The organism is Clostridium ragsdalei P11 (assembly GCF_001675165.1).
Classification (GTDB): Bacteria; Bacillota; Clostridia; order Clostridiales; family Clostridiaceae; genus Clostridium_B; species Clostridium_B ragsdalei.
This window is the reverse complement of sequence record NZ_LROS01000033.1, coordinates 171,649-189,837: the sequence shown is the minus strand read 5'-3', so window position 1 is coordinate 189,837 and position 18,189 is coordinate 171,649. Positions and strand designations below refer to the sequence as shown.

Sequence of the window (18,189 nt, the reverse complement as noted above, 5' to 3'; positions counted from 1 at the left end):
ACAGCACCAATTCTCCACTCTCTACTCTTCCCCTATAACTCTAACTTCAGTATACAAATCTACATTAAATTTTTCTTTAACTTTATTCTGCACAATAGCTATTAAATCTAAAATATCTTTTGCTGTTGCACTCCCTTTATTTATTATAAATCCTGAATGCTTCTCAGATACTTGGGCGTCACCTACACTCTTCCCTTTTAATCCACTGTCTTCTATAAGTTTTGCAGCAAAATAACCTTCTGGCCTTTTAAAGGTACTTCCTGCAGATGGATATTCTAGAGGTTGTTTTTCATTTCTCCTTCTATTTAAATCTTCTACACGGTTTTTTATCTTCTCATAATCCCCATGCTCCAAATTAAAGGTTACTTCTAAGACAGTATATTTGTATTTTAAAATGGAACTGCTTCTATATTCTAACTCTAATTGTTTTCTATCTAATACTTTGATTTTTCCATCATTATCTATAACTTTTGCACTTTCTACAACATGTGAAATTTCACCATTATAAGCACCTGCATTCATTGTAACTGCCCCACCTACGCTTCCAGGTATACCACAGGCAAATTCAAAGCCTGATAATTTGTTATTAAGGGCAGTAGTTGAAATATCCTTTAGCGATACGCCGCTTCCTGTAATAATCTTATTGTCCTCAACTTTAACTTCATTTAGTTTTATAAGTTTAATCATTATGCCTCTTATTCCGCCATCTTTAACAAGTAAATTAGAACCATTTCCCATTATATAATAAGGTATATTATGTTCTTTACATAACGTTATAACATCTACTACTTCCTGAAATTTTTTAGGAGTAACTAATATATCTACAGGACCTCCTACTCTAAAAGAAGTATGTTCCTTCATAGGTTCGTCTATTTTTATGTCTTCTTTATCTAATATTTTCTCTAAATTTGTAGCAAAATCTTTAAACTTATTCATTATAAATATTCTCCTTGAAAATTAAAATTAAGCGTTACACTATGTAATTATAATATACAATGCAATTACAAATTGTATCATATTTTCTTTTATCTATCAAACTAAATTTTTTTCCAAAATAAAGTAAAAAAATATAGGATTTAATTTCCATTTTTTTTAAAGTATGAAATTATACTTTCCGCCGTACGTCTATCTATTGAAGGCGTATCCATAAGTTCATTCATGGTAGCCTTTTTTATATTCTCTATACTCTCAAATTTTTTTAACAATTCTTTTCTTCTCTTGTTACCTACATTAGGTATGTCTTCTAATACAGAATGGAGTACTCTTTTGTTTCTCAAACTCCTATGATAGGTTATTGCAAACCTATGAACTTCATCCTGTATTCTAGCAATGAGTTTAATTACATTGGAATGTGGAGATATCAAAACTTCTTCATTTTTATATATAAGCCCCCTAGTCCTATGTCTATCATCTTTTACCATTCCACACACAGGTATGTCTATGTTAAATTTTCTTAACACCTCTAAGGCCGCATTTACCTGACCCTTTCCACCATCCATAAGAATTAAATCTGGAAAGGCACAAAACTTTCCTGCACTAAACTTCAAATTTTTTTTCTTTATTCTTTCTATTTCATCAAAGCCATGCTTAAACCTTCTAGTCAGTATTTCCCTCATACTATCGTAATCGTTAGCTCCTTTTACAGAATTTATTTTGAATCTTCTATAATCGCTATTTTTAGCTCTTCCATTTTCAAACACTACCATAGTACCTACTGAGTCCACACCCTGAATATTAGATATGTCATATGCTTCTATTCTGTGGGGTATATCTTCCATATCTAACGCTTCTGTAAGTTCTTCAAGAGAAGTATTGTACATCTTTTTATCTTGAATTAATTTTAATTTAAAATTTTTTAAAGTTGTCCTGGCATTTTCCTCCACCATATTTAAAGTAGCCCTTTTTTCTCCTTTTTGAGGTATTTTAATATATACCCGGGCATCTTTTTTCATACTAAGCCAATTCTGGAGAAGCTCAATTTCGTCAACTTCCGGCACATATATTGTTTTTGCTATATATGCAGTTCCCCCATAAAATTCCTCTATAAAATTTGACACTATTTCACCCTTAGGCAAATCCTGAGTATTTTCTAAAATAAAATGCTCTCTTCCTATTATTTTCCCGGATCTAGAAAAAAATACTTGAACACAGCTGTCCACATTATCTGAATACATATTTATAAAATCTTCATCTTCAAATCCTCCAGTGGTTATCTTCTGTTTTTCAATTATCTTTTGCACTGCTAGAATTTTATCTCTCAGCTCTGCAGCTTTTTCAAATTCGAGTTTTTTCGAGGCAATTTCCATATCTTCTTTAAGTTTTTTACTTATGTCTCTATTTTTTCCCGATAAGAAATCCATAACTCCACTTACGATTTTTCCGTATTCCTCTTTAGTAATATATCCAGTGCAAGGAGCCTTACACAATCCTATATAGTAGTTTAAACAAGGCCTTCCCTTCACTTCTCCTTCTTTTATTGACAGTCTGCAAGTTCTAATTGGAAATATCTTTTTTATAATTTCCATAGTTTCATATACAGCAGAAGGACTAATATAAGGTCCAAAGTATCTACAGCCATCCTTTACCATATTTCTAGCGGATATTATTCTCGGAAAATCCTCATTTACTGTTATTTTTATAAGGGGATATCCTTTATCATCCTTTAAAAGGATATTATACCTAGGTCTATATTTTTTAATTAAATTACATTCTAAAATAAGAGCTTCCATTTCTGAATCTGTAACTATATATTCAAACTCAGCAATATGTTTCACCATAGCCTTTACCTTTTCAGAATGATTCTTAGAATTTTGAAAGTACTGCCTAACTCTATTTTTTAAAATCTTTGCCTTTCCAACGTATATTACCTCACCTAAAGAGTTTTTCATTAAATATACTCCTGGTTTATCTGGTAATACCTTTAATTGATATTCAAAATCAAACACTACATCCACTCCTAAAACTACTTACAAAATATGATTGGAAGCTTGTATATTGTAAATAAAAGTCCAAATATCATTAAAAAATCCTCTATTACACAACCAATTTTAGAATTAGTATTATAAGTTAACGGCAGTTTAAATTTTTTATTCTTAAAAGGGTAAAAAAGGGGCACCCCTCTATTCGTAACCATATCACAAAGCAGATGCATTCCATATCCTATCATAAAATAGTACACCAAATAGTGTACATTATACATGTTTCCTAAATATCCTATAATAAAAGAAAACAATATCATCCCCATCAAGCTGTGAGTCAATCCATTTCTATGAGAAGATACAGCTATTATTATAAATGATATACCAATAGCTTTAATAATAGGTGCCTTAGTATAAAGATAATCGTACCAAAGTAGTCCTATTCCTAAAGAGCTATACACCATAATCTTACTTGTCTTATTTCTAAATGGAAGTATATATTTGTTTATTATACTTTTAGGGTGATCCACATCTGGAAGTATTGATGAAAACGCCACTATTAAAAGGCCAATATAATTAAATTTCCCCGGAAGTACGTTGTAAACGGACAAAAAAGTAACTATTCCCACTTCTGCATGAGTTTTCCCCTTCATATTTTCTCCTTTTTATCCTGTCATAATGTTAAATGTTTTTGCATATAATTCGATAATCCGCTTATTGCCTATATTATAACATTAAATTTACAACAAACTTACTTTTTACAACAAAATTTCCCGGGGAATTTTAAAATTTCAATTATTTTCGTAATGCTGTTCTTATAACTTGCGAAGCTATAGAAGCCGCTAACTTTCCTCCCTGTCCTCCATTTTCTACAATTACCGCCACAGCTATCTGTGGATCATCATAAGGTGCAAAACCTATAAACCAGGAATGAGGTGCTGAACCCGGTCCTTCTGATTGATTATCTGCTGTTCCCGTTTTTCCTGCTACTTCTACACCTTCCACAGAAGCATTAGTTCCTGTTCCAGATTCTACAACAGATTTCATAAGGTCTTTCATAGTATTTGCTGTATTTGAAGAAATTATTTGGCCTACTTGTTCTGCTTGTATGTTCTTTACTTCTTCACCTGTACTTGTAAGCACATCGCTTACCAAATGAGGCTTCATCATGACACCACCATTGGCTATAGTGCTTGTAACTACCGCCATTTGAAGTGGACTTGCCAAATCGCTGCTCTGCCCTATGGCACTCTGAGCTATACTTCCCTTTTCATAGGATTTTAACATTGGAAATTTACTAGGTTCTACAGGTATTCCATCTGTAGGTATTTCCTTGTTAAAGAAGAACTTTTCAGCAGTTTGTTTTAACCTGTCATTCCCGAGCTCAATTCCAAGTGATCCAAAATAAGCATTACTAGAATGAGTATACGCTTGTTTAAAATTAATACTTCCAAGAACCTCTCCTTCAAAATTGTGCAGAGAATATCCTCCACCTAAAGGAAGTTCACCATTATCCTGAAAATATCTATTTTGAATTCCTGATATATTTTCTAATCCACTTACAGCAGTTACAGTTTTAAAAGTAGATCCAGGTGGGTAAAGTCCTGCCGTAGCTCTATTTAAAAGAGGTTTAGTTTTATCCTGATTTAACTGCTGCCACGTATTTGCAAGGTCATTAGGATCAAAAGATGGTCTTGACACAAGTGCTATTACTTCACCAGTCTTAGGGTTTATCGCCACAACTGCACCTTTATTTCCATCAAGCAGGTCATAAGCCATTTTTTGAGTTTCCAAATCCAAAGTTGTTTTTAAACTATTTCCCACTTTCTTTTGAGATTTTCCCTTATTCTGGATAAGGCTTTTTATACTATCTTGAATATTACTGGACATTAACTGTTCATCATATTTCTTCTCAAGTCCTGTAATCCCATATTTTTGATCCACATAACCAAGTGCATGGGCAAACATTGCACCTCCTGTGTATTCTCTTTTCTGAGTTTCAGAATTTATAGGATCGCTCTTAGTAAGTGCATTACCATTTCTATCATATATGGTTCCTCTAAGCACCTCATTTCTCTTTATCCATAACCTTCTATTATAAGGACTATCCACTATCTTAGGTCCCACTATCATTTCAAAATAGGTCATATAAGAAATAAGTGCTATAAAACATATTAAGAATACCATCATCACTTTCTTTATATTGTTCAATATGTTATTCATAATGCTACCTACCCTCTTCTGATATCTTCTGAATTATACCCAGCGAAAAAAACGTTATTAGCATAGAACTTCCTCCCCTACTTACAAGAGGTAATGTTATACCTGTAAGTGGAATAGCATTCATAACACCACCAACTATAACTAAAACCTGAGATGCAATCATTGCACTATAACCTACTGCCAAAAGTCTTGAGAATTTATCATTTCCATACACAGCAGCTCTCATACATCTATAAAACAACAAAAAGTACAATATTATTATGGCAAATCCTATAAGTATTCCAAGTTCTTCACACAACACCGCAAATATAAAATCTGTAGTATTAATAGGCACATATTCCGGATGTCCTAGTCCAAGCCCCGTTCCAGTAAGTCCCCCAGATGCTATAGAAAACATAGATTGGACAATTTGATAACTCTGATTATTAGCATAAGGCCAAGGATTTTTCCATATCATAACCCTTGTTCTAACATGATTAAACAACCTATAGCTTACTACTGACCCTGCAGCTGAAAGTAGAAAACATATAGCTACATACCTAAATTTAGAAGTGGCTATATATAACATGGTTACAGATATTCCAAAAAATATAAGAGCAGATCCAAGATCCCTTTGAATTACCATAAACACTAAGGATAGCATTACTACTGCACAAGGTATTATTAAATTTTTAAAATTTTTATAATCCTTTAATTCCGCCGCCAGGTAGGCTACCAAAAATAGTTTTCCAAATTCCGATGGCTGAAACTGAATTCCACCCAAGCTAACCCAGTTTTTTGAACCATTAATTTCAGTACCTGAAAAAGTACCCATTGCCATAAATATTAATGTAACTACCAAATATATATATTTATACTTGCTGAATCCACTAGTATCCGGCATTAACACAACAATGAGTATGAATCCAGTAACTCCAACTGCAAACCAAATTATTTGTTTAATAGAGGCTGCAGTATCTATTCTATATATCATTACCATACCTATAACTGACAATATACTAGAAAAAATAAATATATATTTATCTCCGTCGGAGAAAAATTTTCTTATTACAAAGTAAGAATATCCTATAAGAAGACAAGTTACCAGTGCCATTATCATAGCACCTTTATCAAAAGGCTGCTTTATAATTGCTAAATTAAAGAAGCACACAAAACATAACAAATATGTATATCTTAATAACTTTTTTTCATCTCTAGTAGTATCCAATATTCCACCACCCACTTATTTATGATAGTTTTTAAAAACTGCTTATATTTAATCACCCTATAACTTTAAAGGATGTATTTCCAATTTTAATTTCATCACCAGAAGCCAAATAATGCTTGCCTCTTAATTTTTTACCATTTAAAAGAGTCCCATTAGTACTTCCCATGTCCTCTAATATACACTCTTTCCCATTCTTTATATAAATTCTTGCATGATGTCCCGAGGTATATGGATCCTCTAGCATAAGTTGATTATCGCTTTTTCTTCCTATGGTTATCTCCCTTCGCACTGGAATTACAGCACCTCTTCTAAGATTTGCATTTTCACCTGGATTAACTACTTCAAGTCCAAAGGATTTCCTATTGACATTTCTACCTCTCTTGCTTCCATTTTTAACATCCTTGTACATTATTCTCAGTGCCCAAAATATTATAATATATACTATACCTATGATAACAATTTTAAAAACTATACTCAATTTACTAAGATCCATTTAAATATCCTCCCTTAATACATTGAAAGACTAGCATTATAGGTGTGCTTATGCTAGTCTTTATGTAAATTATAACATCTTTTTTAAGTATTGTCCTGTGTAAGAACTCTTATTTTCAGATATTTGTTCTGGAGTACCCATGCAGAGAATGTTTCCTCCCTTTTCTCCACCTTCAGGTCCAAGATCAATGATATAATCCGCACACTTTATAACATCTAAGTTATGTTCTATAACCACAATTGTATTACCTACATCTACAATTCTCTGAAGTATATTTATAAGTTTATTTACATCATCTATGTGAAGTCCTGTAGTAGGTTCATCAAGTATATACATTGTCTTTCCCGTACTTCTTTTAGATAATTCATGGGCAAGCTTTATTCTCTGTGCCTCTCCACCAGACAATTGTGTGGAAGGTTGACCTAATCTGATATATCCTAGCCCTACATCCATAAGAGTTTGCAGCTTATTTTTTATTCTTGGTATATTTTCAAAGAATTTTAATGCTTCTTCTACAGTCATATTTAGTACATCATCAATATTTCTATTTTTATACTTTACTTGTAGAGTTTCTCTATTGTATCTTTTGCCCTTACAGACTTCACAAGGTACGTATACGTCTGATAAAAATTGCATTTCTATTTTTATTATTCCATCTCCGCTGCAAGCCTCGCATCTTCCTCCTTTTACATTAAAGCTGAATCGTCCAGGTTTATATCCTCTCACCTTGGATTCAGAAGTACTTGCAAACACTTCCCTTATTATATCAAATACTCCTGTATAAGTTGCAGGATTGGATCTTGGAGTCCTTCCTATAGGGCTTTGATCTATATTTATAATTTTATCTACATTTTCTGTTCCCAAAATATTTTTATAATGTCCCGGCCTATCTTTTGAATTGTTTAATTCCTTATGTAGTGCTTTGTATAATATTTCATTTACCAAAGTGCTTTTCCCAGATCCAGATACACCGGTAACACAAGTAAATATCCCTAAGGGAAAGGAAACGTCTATATTTTTTAAATTATTTTCTGCAGCACCTATTACTTTTATATATTTTCCATTGCATTCTCTTCTATGTTCAGGTATTTCTATCTTTTTCTTTCCGCTCAAATACTGCCCTGTTATGGATCTATCACATTTTATAATATCTGAAATAGGTCCTGCAGCAACTACCTCTCCACCATGTTCTCCTGCTCCTGGTCCTATATCTACTATAAAATCCGACTGTTTCATTGTATCCTCATCATGTTCTACTACTATCAATGTATTTCCAATGTCTCTTAAATGTTTTAAAGTAGATATAAGCCTATCGTTATCTCTTTGGTGAAGTCCTATACTTGGTTCATCTAATATATAAAGTACTCCAACCAAACTTGAACCTATTTGGGTTGCAAGTCTTATTCTTTGGGACTCTCCTCCGGATAACGTTCCTGCAGTTCTGGACAATGTCAAATAATCCAATCCTACATCTATTAAAAATTGCAACCTACCACTTATTTCTTTCAATACTTGATCACTTATAATCTTATCTTTTTCCGAAAGCTGTATCTCCTTAAAAAATTTCAATTCATCTTTTATAGACATATTACACAGCTCAAATATGTTTTTTTCTCCCACTGTAATTGCTAATACCTCAGGTTTTAATCTGGCGCCCTTACATTTTGGACATGGATTATCACTCATATAATTTTCTATTTCTTTTTTTATATAGTCGGAATTTGTCTCCATATACCTTCTCTTTAAAGTATTAACTATTCCTTCATAAGAATGATTAAATTCCATCATTCTGTTTTCTTTTCTATACTTTACTCTTATTTTCCCGCCTCTTAAACCATAAAGTAACATGTCTACTACTTTAGAATCTAATTTTTCTATAGGTGTATCCAATTTAAATTTAAACGTACTTGAAAGGGCCTTCAATATACTAAAAGTCCAGGAGCCTTCCTTTAAACTTGCTTCTCCCCATGCTGTAACAGCACCTTCCAATATACTCTTTTTTCTATCAGGTATTACTAAATTCTCATCTATCTCAAGCAAGGTACCAAGGCCATCACAAGTATCACATTTTCCAAAAGGTGAGTTAAAAGAAAAAGTTCTAGGGGTAATCTCTCCTATACTTATACCACATTCCGGACATGCAAATTTTTCACTGAAAAGTATGTCCTCCCCACCTAATACATTTACAATAAGTATCCCATCGGATAATTTTAAGGAGGTTTCTATAGAATCTGCAAGTCTGCTTCTTATTTCACTTTTAATTACCAACCTATCTACTACTATTTCAATAGTATGCTTTTTATTTTTTTCTAATTTTATCTCTTCATCTTGAAGATCTACTATTTCTCCATCAATTCTAGCTCTTACAAACCCATTTTTCACTATACTTTCCAGTACCTTTATGTGTTCTCCTTTTTTTCCCTTTATTACAGGTGAAAGTATCTGTATCTTCGTTCTCTCAGGCATTTCCATAATTTTATCCACCATTTGATCCACTGTCTGCTGGGTTATTTCCTTGCCGCACTTTGGACAATGGGGCACCCCTATACGTGCATATAATAGCCTCAAATAATCATATATTTCTGTAACTGTTCCTACTGTAGAACGTGGATTTCTACTTGTAGTTTTCTGATCTATAGATATAGCAGGTGATAAGCCTTCAATGTATTCCACATCTGGCTTATCCATCTGACCCAAGAATTGCCTTGCATATGCAGATAATGATTCAACGTATCTTCTCTGACCTTCTGCATAAAGGGTATCAAATGCTAATGAAGATTTTCCCGAACCTGAAAGCCCAGTAAAAACTATTAGCTTATCTCTCGGTATAGTCAAACTTATATTTTTTAAATTGTGAACTTTAGCACCTTTTATTACTATGCTATCTTTCATAAACTTAACTCCTTAGTTATCTAATTCTCTTATCCATATTATTTGTTTTTTTGTTTCTTTAACTTAAGTATTTCATCCCTGAGTTTAGCAGCTTCCTCAAATCTAAGTTCTTTTGCTGCCTTTTTCATTTGTCTTTCATGAGCTTCAATGAGTTCATCTATTTTTTCATTGTCTGCCTTTACTGCCTCTTCTAAACTATTATATTCTTCTTTTTCTTCTAAAACCATAGTTGACTCTATAACTTCTCTAATTGCCTTATTAATTGTTTTTGGAACTATGCCATTCTTCTTATTATACTCAATTTGTATTTTCCTTCTTCTTCCAGTTTCACTTATAGCTTTATCCATAGATTTTGTAATAACATCGGCATACATTATAACTTTGCTTTCAGAGTTTCTTGCAGCCCTTCCTATAGTTTGAATGAGAGATTTTTCTGACCTTAAAAATCCTTCCTTATCTGCATCTAAGATTGCAACTAATGCAACTTCAGGTATATCAAGTCCCTCTCTTAGAAGATTAATTCCCACTAAGACATCAAATTCTCCTTTTCTCAAATCCCTTATTATCTTCATCCTATCTATAGTAGCTATACTGGAATGAAGATATCTTGCCTTGATATTCATGTCTTTAAAATAATCTGTTAAATCTTCTGCCATCTTTTTAGTAAGCGTAGTAACAAGTATCCTATATCCTCTTGATATAGTTTTTTGTATGCTATTATACAAATCATCTATTTGTCCCTTAATTGGTTTCACTATGATTTCAGGATCTAAAAGTCCTGTAGGTCTTAATATTTGTTCTGCCACATTTTCGGAATGTTCTAACTCATAGTCTGACGGTGTAGCACTTACAAATACAACCTGATTTATCTTTTTTTCAAATTCTTGAAATTTTAAAGGTCTGTTATCGTAGGCAGAAGGAAGTCTAAAACCATATTCCACTAATGTATCTTTCCTAGATCTATCTCCCGCATACATGGCTTTTACCTGAGGAAGAGTAACATGACTTTCGTCTATAAAAAGCAAAAAATCATCTGGAAAATAATCAATAAGGGTTTGTGGAGGGCTTCCCTTAGCTCTTCCATCCATTATTCTAGAATAATTTTCAATTCCACTGCAATATCCTACTTCCCTCATCATTTCTATGTCAAAATTAGTTCTCTGTTTTAATCTCTGTGCTTCAAGCAATTTATCCTGAGATGTAAGTTCTTTAAGTCTGTGTTCTAATTCTTCTTCTATCTTTTCTATAGCTAATTCCATTTTTTCTCTTGAAGTGGCAAAATGAGATGCTGGAAATATATTTGCATGTTTTCTAAGTCCAATGGTATCTCCTGTGAGCACATCAAACTCCCTTATCTTATCAATTTCATCTCCAAAAAACTCTACCCTTATAGCATGATCTGTAGATGCCGCTGGAAATATATCCACTATATCCCCTTTTACCCTAAAGGTCCCTCTTACAAAATTTATATCATTTCTTTCATACTGTATTTCTACTAATTTTTTTAGGACTTCATCTCTATTTTTTATCATTCCCGGCCTTAGAGACAAAGTTAATTTTTTATATTCTTCAGGATTTCCAAGTCCATAAATGCAAGATACTGATGCCACTACAACTACATCTTTTCTTTCCAGGAGTGCAGAAGTAGCAGAATGTCTTAATTTATCAATTTCATCATTTATAGATGCATCTTTTTCTATGTAAGTATCTGTTTGAGGTATATATGCCTCTGGTTGATAATAATCATAATATGATACAAAATATTCTACAGAATTATTTGGAAAGAAATCTCTGAATTCTGAACATAACTGTGCTGCCAAAGTTTTATTATGTGCAAGCACTAGTGTAGGTTTCTGTACTTTTTCTATTATGTTAGCCATAGTAAAAGTCTTACCGGATCCAGTTACTCCAAGTAATGTTTGAAATTTATTTCCTTTTAAAACACCATCCGCTATACTATCTATAGCTTGGGGTTGATCTCCAGTAGGTTTAAATTTAGAATGTATTTTAAAAACTCCCATTTTTTAATCATCCTTATCCTTATCTTTATCCTTATTTTTCATATCATTTAGCATTTGAGAAAATCGGCTTTTATCAAACTTTACAACCATACTGTCCTTAGGCACTTTTCTGGGTACAAAAACTATTCCAAGCCTCTTATCTTTGTTCATCTTGTTATAGCTAACCTGTTCTAAAGCTCCAGATACATTTTTTACTTTAAACCAAATAAAATTTGAATATTCCTTTACTATTTCAGTTATTCTATCTTCACTTTCAATTTTTTCACCATTCACTTCCACCAACAAATCTCCAGTTTTTATTCCCATTTCACTTGCAGGTGAATTAGGTGCCACAGCAAGTACCATAATCCCTTCACTGCTGCTTATATATTTAGGTGCCCCTTTATTTTCCAAATACCTCTGCAGGATAATAATTCCTTCATGAGCTAAAGGTGCAAATATAACTACAAAGAATTTCAATACAATATTTAAAACTGCCAATTGTGCTACCCCAAATAAAATAATACCGTATAGCATTACAATAACACCAGATATTCGACTCTTTTCCTTTACGCTTTTAGTAAAAGTCACACTATTGTATCCCACTACAGCATAAAATGGCATTAATGTAAGAACTGCATTCTTCAAAATATTAAACGGTATAGAAGTTTTTACTATAGGCCACCATCCAGGAAGAGACACCTGCCACGAACTTGCTATTGCGGATTTATCATGAATCATAAAAAATATAGCCACTGGAACTATCCAGTATCTTCGCAGGGCAAATCCACCTATTATTCTACCACCTTTACTTGTAAACACCGGAATAGATCCTGTCTTTCCGTCCAATATAATTAAAATTCCCTCTACAAAATGTATTATAGCTACCATACTCATAAGGGCAACTACATCTATCTTTAAGAAATTCAAATTTGGAAGGTTAAACTTTGAAGATAATATAGCCATCGTAAGGCTTAAAAATCCAAGTACTGCACCAGAGTAAGAAAAACATATGAACCTTGGATTAAAAAACATAAATATTATAGATGCTAAAAATACTAAATCTACAGAGGAACTTTCATCAAAAACTATTCCTAAATAGGACATAATAGTAGTAATGACAACCCCTGCAAAAATTCCTATTACGATTTGTGATATTGTAAGTTCAAAAGGAGAGTTAATTCTTTCTCCAATTATCATCTTTTGCATTACAGTTATCTGCTTATTTTTTCTGTATAACACAAGTGCAAGAACAGCTAAAATAATTATTAAATACGGTTCTGTCAATGCAAAAGCTATGGACTTCAATGTATACAATAATATCATTAAAATTAGTTCCCCTCTCCATAAATTAAGTTAGACAGAACCAATCTGTCTAACTTAAAACTTCAAATGCCTAAATGCTTTCCTAGTTCGTCAAAATTTAAATCTATTTTATTTTGCTTTTTGCTATTTCAAGTGCTTTGCTAAATTGAGGATCTTTGTTCCTATCATAAGCAGCTTTCTTAAGTTCTTCAGGATATATCACTTCTACATTAGGTTTTATCCCCTTCTTGTGTATGTTTTCCCCATTTGGAGTATAATATTTTGATATAGTAACTTTGAGTGCAGTGCCGCTTCCTGTATCAAGTATAGTTTGAACTACTCCTTTTCCATAGGTTTTTTCTCCAACTAAAGTTCCAATTTTATAATCTCTAATGGCTCCTGAAAATATTTCCGATGCGCTGGCACTATTTCCATTAGTCAATACTGTCAAAGGTAAATTAGTAAAATCCCCACCTTTTGATTTATACTCTTTTTTATTGTTGTATTTATCAACTGTAGAAACTATAACTTTACCACTAGGTACAAAATTAGACACCATATCAACACATTGATCTAAAAGTCCACCTGGATTATCTCTTAAATCTATAATCAATGATTTCATACCCTGACTCTTCAATTTGTTCAACTGATCTTTAAAGTTTTTTGCAGTATTTTCGTCAAACATACTTACTTGAATATATCCTACATTATCCTGCAGCATTTCACCTTTTACAGTAGCAATGTCTATTTTCTGTCTTTTAACTTTTACATCAAAATTTCCTTTGCTCTCTCTATATAATGTCAGTGTAACTTCTGTATTCTCCTGACCTTTCATTAAAGATACAGCTTTATCTAGATCTTTTCCACTAACACTAGTACCATTTACTTTCTCAATTATATCATTTTTTATTATTCCCGCCTTTTTTGAAGGAGAATTATCAAATACATCCATTACAACAATATTACTGTCTTTTGCTGCAACCTGAATTCCAACACCACTATAATTTCCCTGAGTTTGAACATTAAACTCTTCAAATTCTTTTTTATTCATAAATACAGTATAAGGATCATTCAGCGATGAAGTCATTCCCTTAATGGCACCTTCAACTAAAGTTGAATCGTTTATAGGTCCATCATAATATTTATATAATTGACTTCTAATTTCAAATAATTTTCCAAAATTTCCTACAGTATTTCCCTGAGCGCTTGTTATAAAACTTGTAGTTCCAAACATTGTAAGGATATTTGTTATAAGTACAATTGCTATAGTCCATCCTATCCATTTTCTCTTGCTATTCAATTTGCTCACCTCATTTTTTGAAACATTCACTATTATAGTATTTATGTAAATCTTAAATAATTATAACACTAAAAAAAATAAATTTGTAAAACTATTATAAAATTGGCATGCAAAAATAAAATTTCTGCATGCCCTATATAACTCTAAAATTTAATTAACTATCCTATACTAATTTAAACTTCTAAGAATTTTCTAATAGATAATGCACTTCCTGCAGCGCCTATAATAATACCCACCAGAATAAATATTCCCAAAATACTAGTGATTACATAAGTAGGACTAATTAACTGCATTATCACAAGAGTGGACGCTGCTTTAACATATAATATTTTATATAGATAATAAAGTATTATATCTGATACTATTCCCCCTGCAATACCTATTATAATACCTTCTATAATAAAAGGCCATCTTATAAACCAGTCTGTAGCTCCAATGTATTTCATTATTCCTATTTCTTTTCTTCTAGAATAAACAGTTATCTTTATTGTATTTCCTATTAAAAATAGTGAAACTCCTATTAATATTATAAATATAATAGTTCCTACCCATTTTATAGTTCTAGTTATAGCTATAATTTTATCCACAATTTCTCTGGCATCTTGTACACTATATATTCCGGGCATTCCCTGTACATTTTTAACTACCTGGGACACAACTTGGGGATCTGAAACCTTCACTATGTATGCACTTGGAATTGGATTGTCCTTCTCAAGTCCCTCTACTAAAGATTTATTTTCCTTTCCCAACTGATTTCTAAACTTATCTAGTGCCTGAGATTTTGTTTCGTAACTTACATCCACTACTCCATCTGTAGTATTTATTTTATCCTCGATATTTCTCTTCTGAATTCTAGTTATATTATCCTGAAGATATATCTTTACCTCTACTTTAGATTGCACTTCCAATATACCTTGTTTGATATTCATCATAGCAAGTAGGTATATACCGAAAATAAAAAGCGTAGCTGCTACCGTAGCCGCAGATGCTATACTTATAGTTTTATTTCTATTTAAATTTCTAAATGCATCCTTAATAGAAAAACTTATAGTACTAATCCTCATATCCGTATGCACCCCTTTGCTCATCTCTTACTATAATACCCTTTTCCAGTGCTATAACTCTTTTTCTCATAGAATCAACTATATCGCTTGCATGAGTTGCCATTAGTACTGTTGTTCCAGCCTCATTTATATCCTTTATTGTTTCCATTATGTCCATAGAAGTATCTGGGTCCAAATTTCCTGTAGGTTCATCAGCTATTAATATGGATGGGTTATTTACTATAGCTCTTGCCAGTGAAATTCTCTGCTGTTCTCCTCCAGAAAGCTCATGTGGAAATGACTTGTATTTATTTGCCAGTCCAACTAAAGAAAGTACAACAGGTACTTTTTTTCTTATTTCTTTTGGATGAGCTTCAATAACCCTCATTGCAAATGCTACATTTTCATACACATTTAAAGTAGGTATCAGTCTAAAGTCTTGAAAAACTACTCCTAATTTCCTTCTATATAAAGGTATCTTACTTCTTTTTAATTTTGTAATATTGAGATTGTTAACTATAATGTCTCCTGATGTAGGTTGAACTTCTTTCAAAAGTGCCTTTACAAAAGTAGTTTTTCCCGCTCCACTAGGTCCAACTAAAAAAACAAATTCCCCTTTTTCAATTTTCAGATTTATATTTGACAGTGCGAATATGTTATTATTGTAAACCTTGCTTACGTTTTTGAACTGTATCATTTAAATCTCTCCTTATATTTAACAAGTTTTTCAGCTTGCTACATTACAAAATTCATTATATCATACGGAAGGATGAAACTAAAAATTAAATATATGAAATTATTATTAACAAACTAAGGCTTAAAGTTTACTTTTATCTGATGGCTACCTACTGTAACACTCCCACTTCTATCAAAGTGGGAGCTAACAGTAGCTACGCCCCTAGATAATTCATCTAAACTTAGTGGGAGAAACAAGCTCCCACTAAGTAAGATTCATTGATTAAAAAAGACGATGTTATACGAAATCATAACATCGTCTTCTACTAAATTACTATTTTAAAGCTATACCTTTTTTAACAGCTTTCACTATATCATCTGCTGTAAGTTTATAGGCTTTTAAAAGTTCTGCCGGTTTTCCACTTTGACCAAAAATATCTTTTATGCCTACCCTTACCACTGGAGTAGGTAAATTTTCACTTAAAACTTCACATACAGCTGATCCAAGTCCCCCAATAACACTGTGTTCTTCTGCAGTTATAACCGCACCAGTTTGTCTTGCTGCATTTATTACTGCTTCCTTGTCTATAGGTTTTATTGTATGTATGTTTAAGACCGATACTTTAATGCCTTCTTCTGCTAGATTATTATATGCTTCCAGTGCTGCATCAACCATTATACCAGTTGCAATAATAACTGCATCTTTTCCTTCTCTAAGCTGTACTGCTTTTCCTATTTCAAATTTATAATCTGCATTGTCATTTATAACAGATACTCCTGACCTACCAAGTCTTACATAACAAGGTCCATCCATTTCAGCTACAGCTTTAACCGCAGCTTCTGCTTCTACCGCATCACTTGGACATATAACTGTCATATTAGGTATACTTCTCATAAGCGATATATCTTCTACAGACTGATGAGATGCTCCATCTTCCCCTACTGTAATACCAGCATGAGTAGCGCATATTTTAACATTTAATTTAGGATAGCATATAGAATTTCTTACCTGCTCAAATGCCCTTCCCGTTGCAAACATGGCAAAAGTGCTTACAAAAGGTATCTTATCGCAAGTAGACAAGCCTGCTGCTACTGCCATCATATTACCTTCTGCTATTCCCATATCCATAAATCTATCTGGATATGCATCTTTAAACTTAGCAGTTTTAGTAGATTTTGAAAGATCCGCATCAAGGACTACTACTTTTTTATTTTCAGCTCCCAATTCCACTAATGCTTTTCCGTAAGCTTCTCTAGTTGCTATTTTATTTGACATTACTCCTCACCTCCAAGTTCAGCTAATGCTTTCTCACATTGTTCTATATTTGGTGCTGAACCATGCCAGCCAACTTCATTTTCCATGAAAGAAACTCCCTTACCTTTAATAGTCTTACATACTATCATAGTTGGTTTGTTTTTAACTGTTTTTGCTTTTTCAATAGCATCTATTAGTTCTTCAAAACTATGTCCATTTACTTCTATAACATTCCACTTAAATGCCTTAAACTTATCCCCAATTGGGTATGCTGACATTACTTCTTCGCAAGGTCCATCTATTTGAAGTCCATTAGCATCTACAAAAGCTGTAAGATTATCTAGTTTATAATGTCCTGCAGCCATAGTTGCTTCCCAAACTTCACCTTCTTCAAGTTCTCCATCACCTAGTAAAGTATAAACTCTGTAATCCTTTTTATCTATTTTCCCAGCTAATGCCATTCCTACAGCTGCAGATATCCCCTGACCTAAAGAGCCTGTAGACATATCTATTCCTGGTACTTCATTCATATTAGGATGTCCTTGAAGCATTGATCCAATCTTTCTAAGTGACTTTAATTCCTCTACATTAAAATATCCTTTTCTTGCAAGGGTACTATATAATGCTGGTGCTGCGTGTCCTTTTGATAATACAAATCTATCCCTATTTAAATCTCTAGGTTGCTCTGGATTAATATTCATTTCATAAAAATATAAAGTGGTTAAAACCTCCACTGCAGATAATGAACCACCTGGATGACCTGAACTAGATTCGGTTAACATTTTTATTATGTCTTTTCTTATAGTTACAGCAATCTTCTTAAGTTCTTCTATGTCTTTTTTCACACCCTTAACCTCCTAAGCTATATAAGCAAAAAC

The 18,189-nt window shown here is 32.6% G+C and carries 14 protein-coding genes; all 14 read right to left on the bottom strand.

Features of this window, described 5'->3' with window-relative positions:
• Positions 1–21: 21 nt before the first annotated feature.
• The gene (gene murB / locus CLRAG_RS14240; RefSeq protein ID WP_065079027.1) at positions 22–936 is read right to left on the bottom strand and encodes a UDP-N-acetylmuramate dehydrogenase; all 915 of its coding nucleotides are present in this window, start codon (positions 934–936) and stop codon (positions 22–24) included.
• 140 nt (positions 937–1,076) lie between these two features.
• Positions 1,077–2,945 carry an excinuclease ABC subunit UvrC gene (uvrC, locus tag CLRAG_RS14235; protein WP_065079026.1) on the bottom strand — a complete coding sequence of 623 codons (1,869 nt, stop codon included), beginning with the start codon at positions 2,943–2,945 and terminating at the stop codon, positions 1,077–1,079.
• A gap of 17 nt (positions 2,946–2,962) precedes the next feature.
• Positions 2,963–3,571, bottom strand: a complete 609-nt coding sequence (locus CLRAG_RS14230) for a metal-dependent hydrolase (protein WP_065079025.1) — start codon at positions 3,569–3,571, stop codon at positions 2,963–2,965.
• A 142-nt stretch (positions 3,572–3,713) separates the two neighbouring features.
• Entirely contained in the window at positions 3,714–5,141 is a 1,428-nt protein-coding gene (locus CLRAG_RS14225) for a peptidoglycan D,D-transpeptidase FtsI family protein (RefSeq protein WP_065079024.1), read from the bottom strand.
• 4 nt (positions 5,142–5,145) lie between these two features.
• Positions 5,146–6,348 carry an FtsW/RodA/SpoVE family cell cycle protein gene (locus CLRAG_RS14220; protein WP_065079023.1) on the bottom strand — a complete coding sequence of 401 codons (1,203 nt, stop codon included), beginning with the start codon at positions 6,346–6,348 and terminating at the stop codon, positions 5,146–5,148.
• A gap of 52 nt (positions 6,349–6,400) precedes the next feature.
• Positions 6,401–6,841, bottom strand: a complete 441-nt coding sequence (locus CLRAG_RS14215) for an FHA domain-containing protein (RefSeq protein ID WP_065079022.1) — start codon at positions 6,839–6,841, stop codon at positions 6,401–6,403.
• A 69-nt stretch (positions 6,842–6,910) separates the two neighbouring features.
• A complete protein-coding gene (uvrA, locus tag CLRAG_RS14210) occupies positions 6,911–9,733 on the bottom strand; it encodes an excinuclease ABC subunit UvrA (protein WP_065079021.1) in 2,823 nt (940 codons plus the stop codon).
• Between the two features lie 38 nt (positions 9,734–9,771).
• On the bottom strand, positions 9,772–11,754 hold the full coding sequence (gene uvrB / locus CLRAG_RS14205) for an excinuclease ABC subunit UvrB (protein WP_065079020.1): 1,983 nt from the start codon (positions 11,752–11,754) through the stop codon (positions 9,772–9,774).
• Positions 11,755–11,757: 3 nt separating this feature from the next.
• Positions 11,758–13,059, bottom strand: a complete 1,302-nt coding sequence (locus CLRAG_RS14200) for a PDZ domain-containing protein (RefSeq protein ID WP_065079019.1) — start codon at positions 13,057–13,059, stop codon at positions 11,758–11,760.
• Positions 13,060–13,162: 103 nt separating this feature from the next.
• A complete protein-coding gene (locus CLRAG_RS14195; RefSeq protein ID WP_065079018.1) occupies positions 13,163–14,338 on the bottom strand; it encodes a S41 family peptidase in 1,176 nt (391 codons plus the stop codon).
• 173 nt (positions 14,339–14,511) lie between these two features.
• Positions 14,512–15,402, bottom strand: coding sequence for a permease-like cell division protein FtsX (gene ftsX / locus CLRAG_RS14190; protein WP_065079017.1), 891 nt, complete (start codon positions 15,400–15,402; stop codon positions 14,512–14,514).
• Positions 15,392–16,078 carry a cell division ATP-binding protein FtsE gene (gene ftsE, locus CLRAG_RS14185; RefSeq protein WP_065079016.1) on the bottom strand — a complete coding sequence of 229 codons (687 nt, stop codon included), beginning with the start codon at positions 16,076–16,078 and terminating at the stop codon, positions 15,392–15,394. The genes ftsX and ftsE overlap by 11 nt, the downstream gene beginning before the upstream one ends.
• A gap of 312 nt (positions 16,079–16,390) precedes the next feature.
• Complete coding sequence (locus CLRAG_RS14180; RefSeq protein ID WP_065079015.1) at positions 16,391–17,332, bottom strand: transketolase family protein; 942 nt, start codon at positions 17,330–17,332, stop codon at positions 16,391–16,393.
• Positions 17,332–18,156: a transketolase gene (locus CLRAG_RS14175; RefSeq protein ID WP_065079014.1), complete on the bottom strand. Its 825-nt coding sequence runs from the start codon at positions 18,154–18,156 to the stop codon at positions 17,332–17,334. The genes CLRAG_RS14180 and CLRAG_RS14175 overlap by 1 nt, the downstream gene beginning before the upstream one ends.
• Positions 18,157–18,189: the final 33 nt, after the last annotated feature.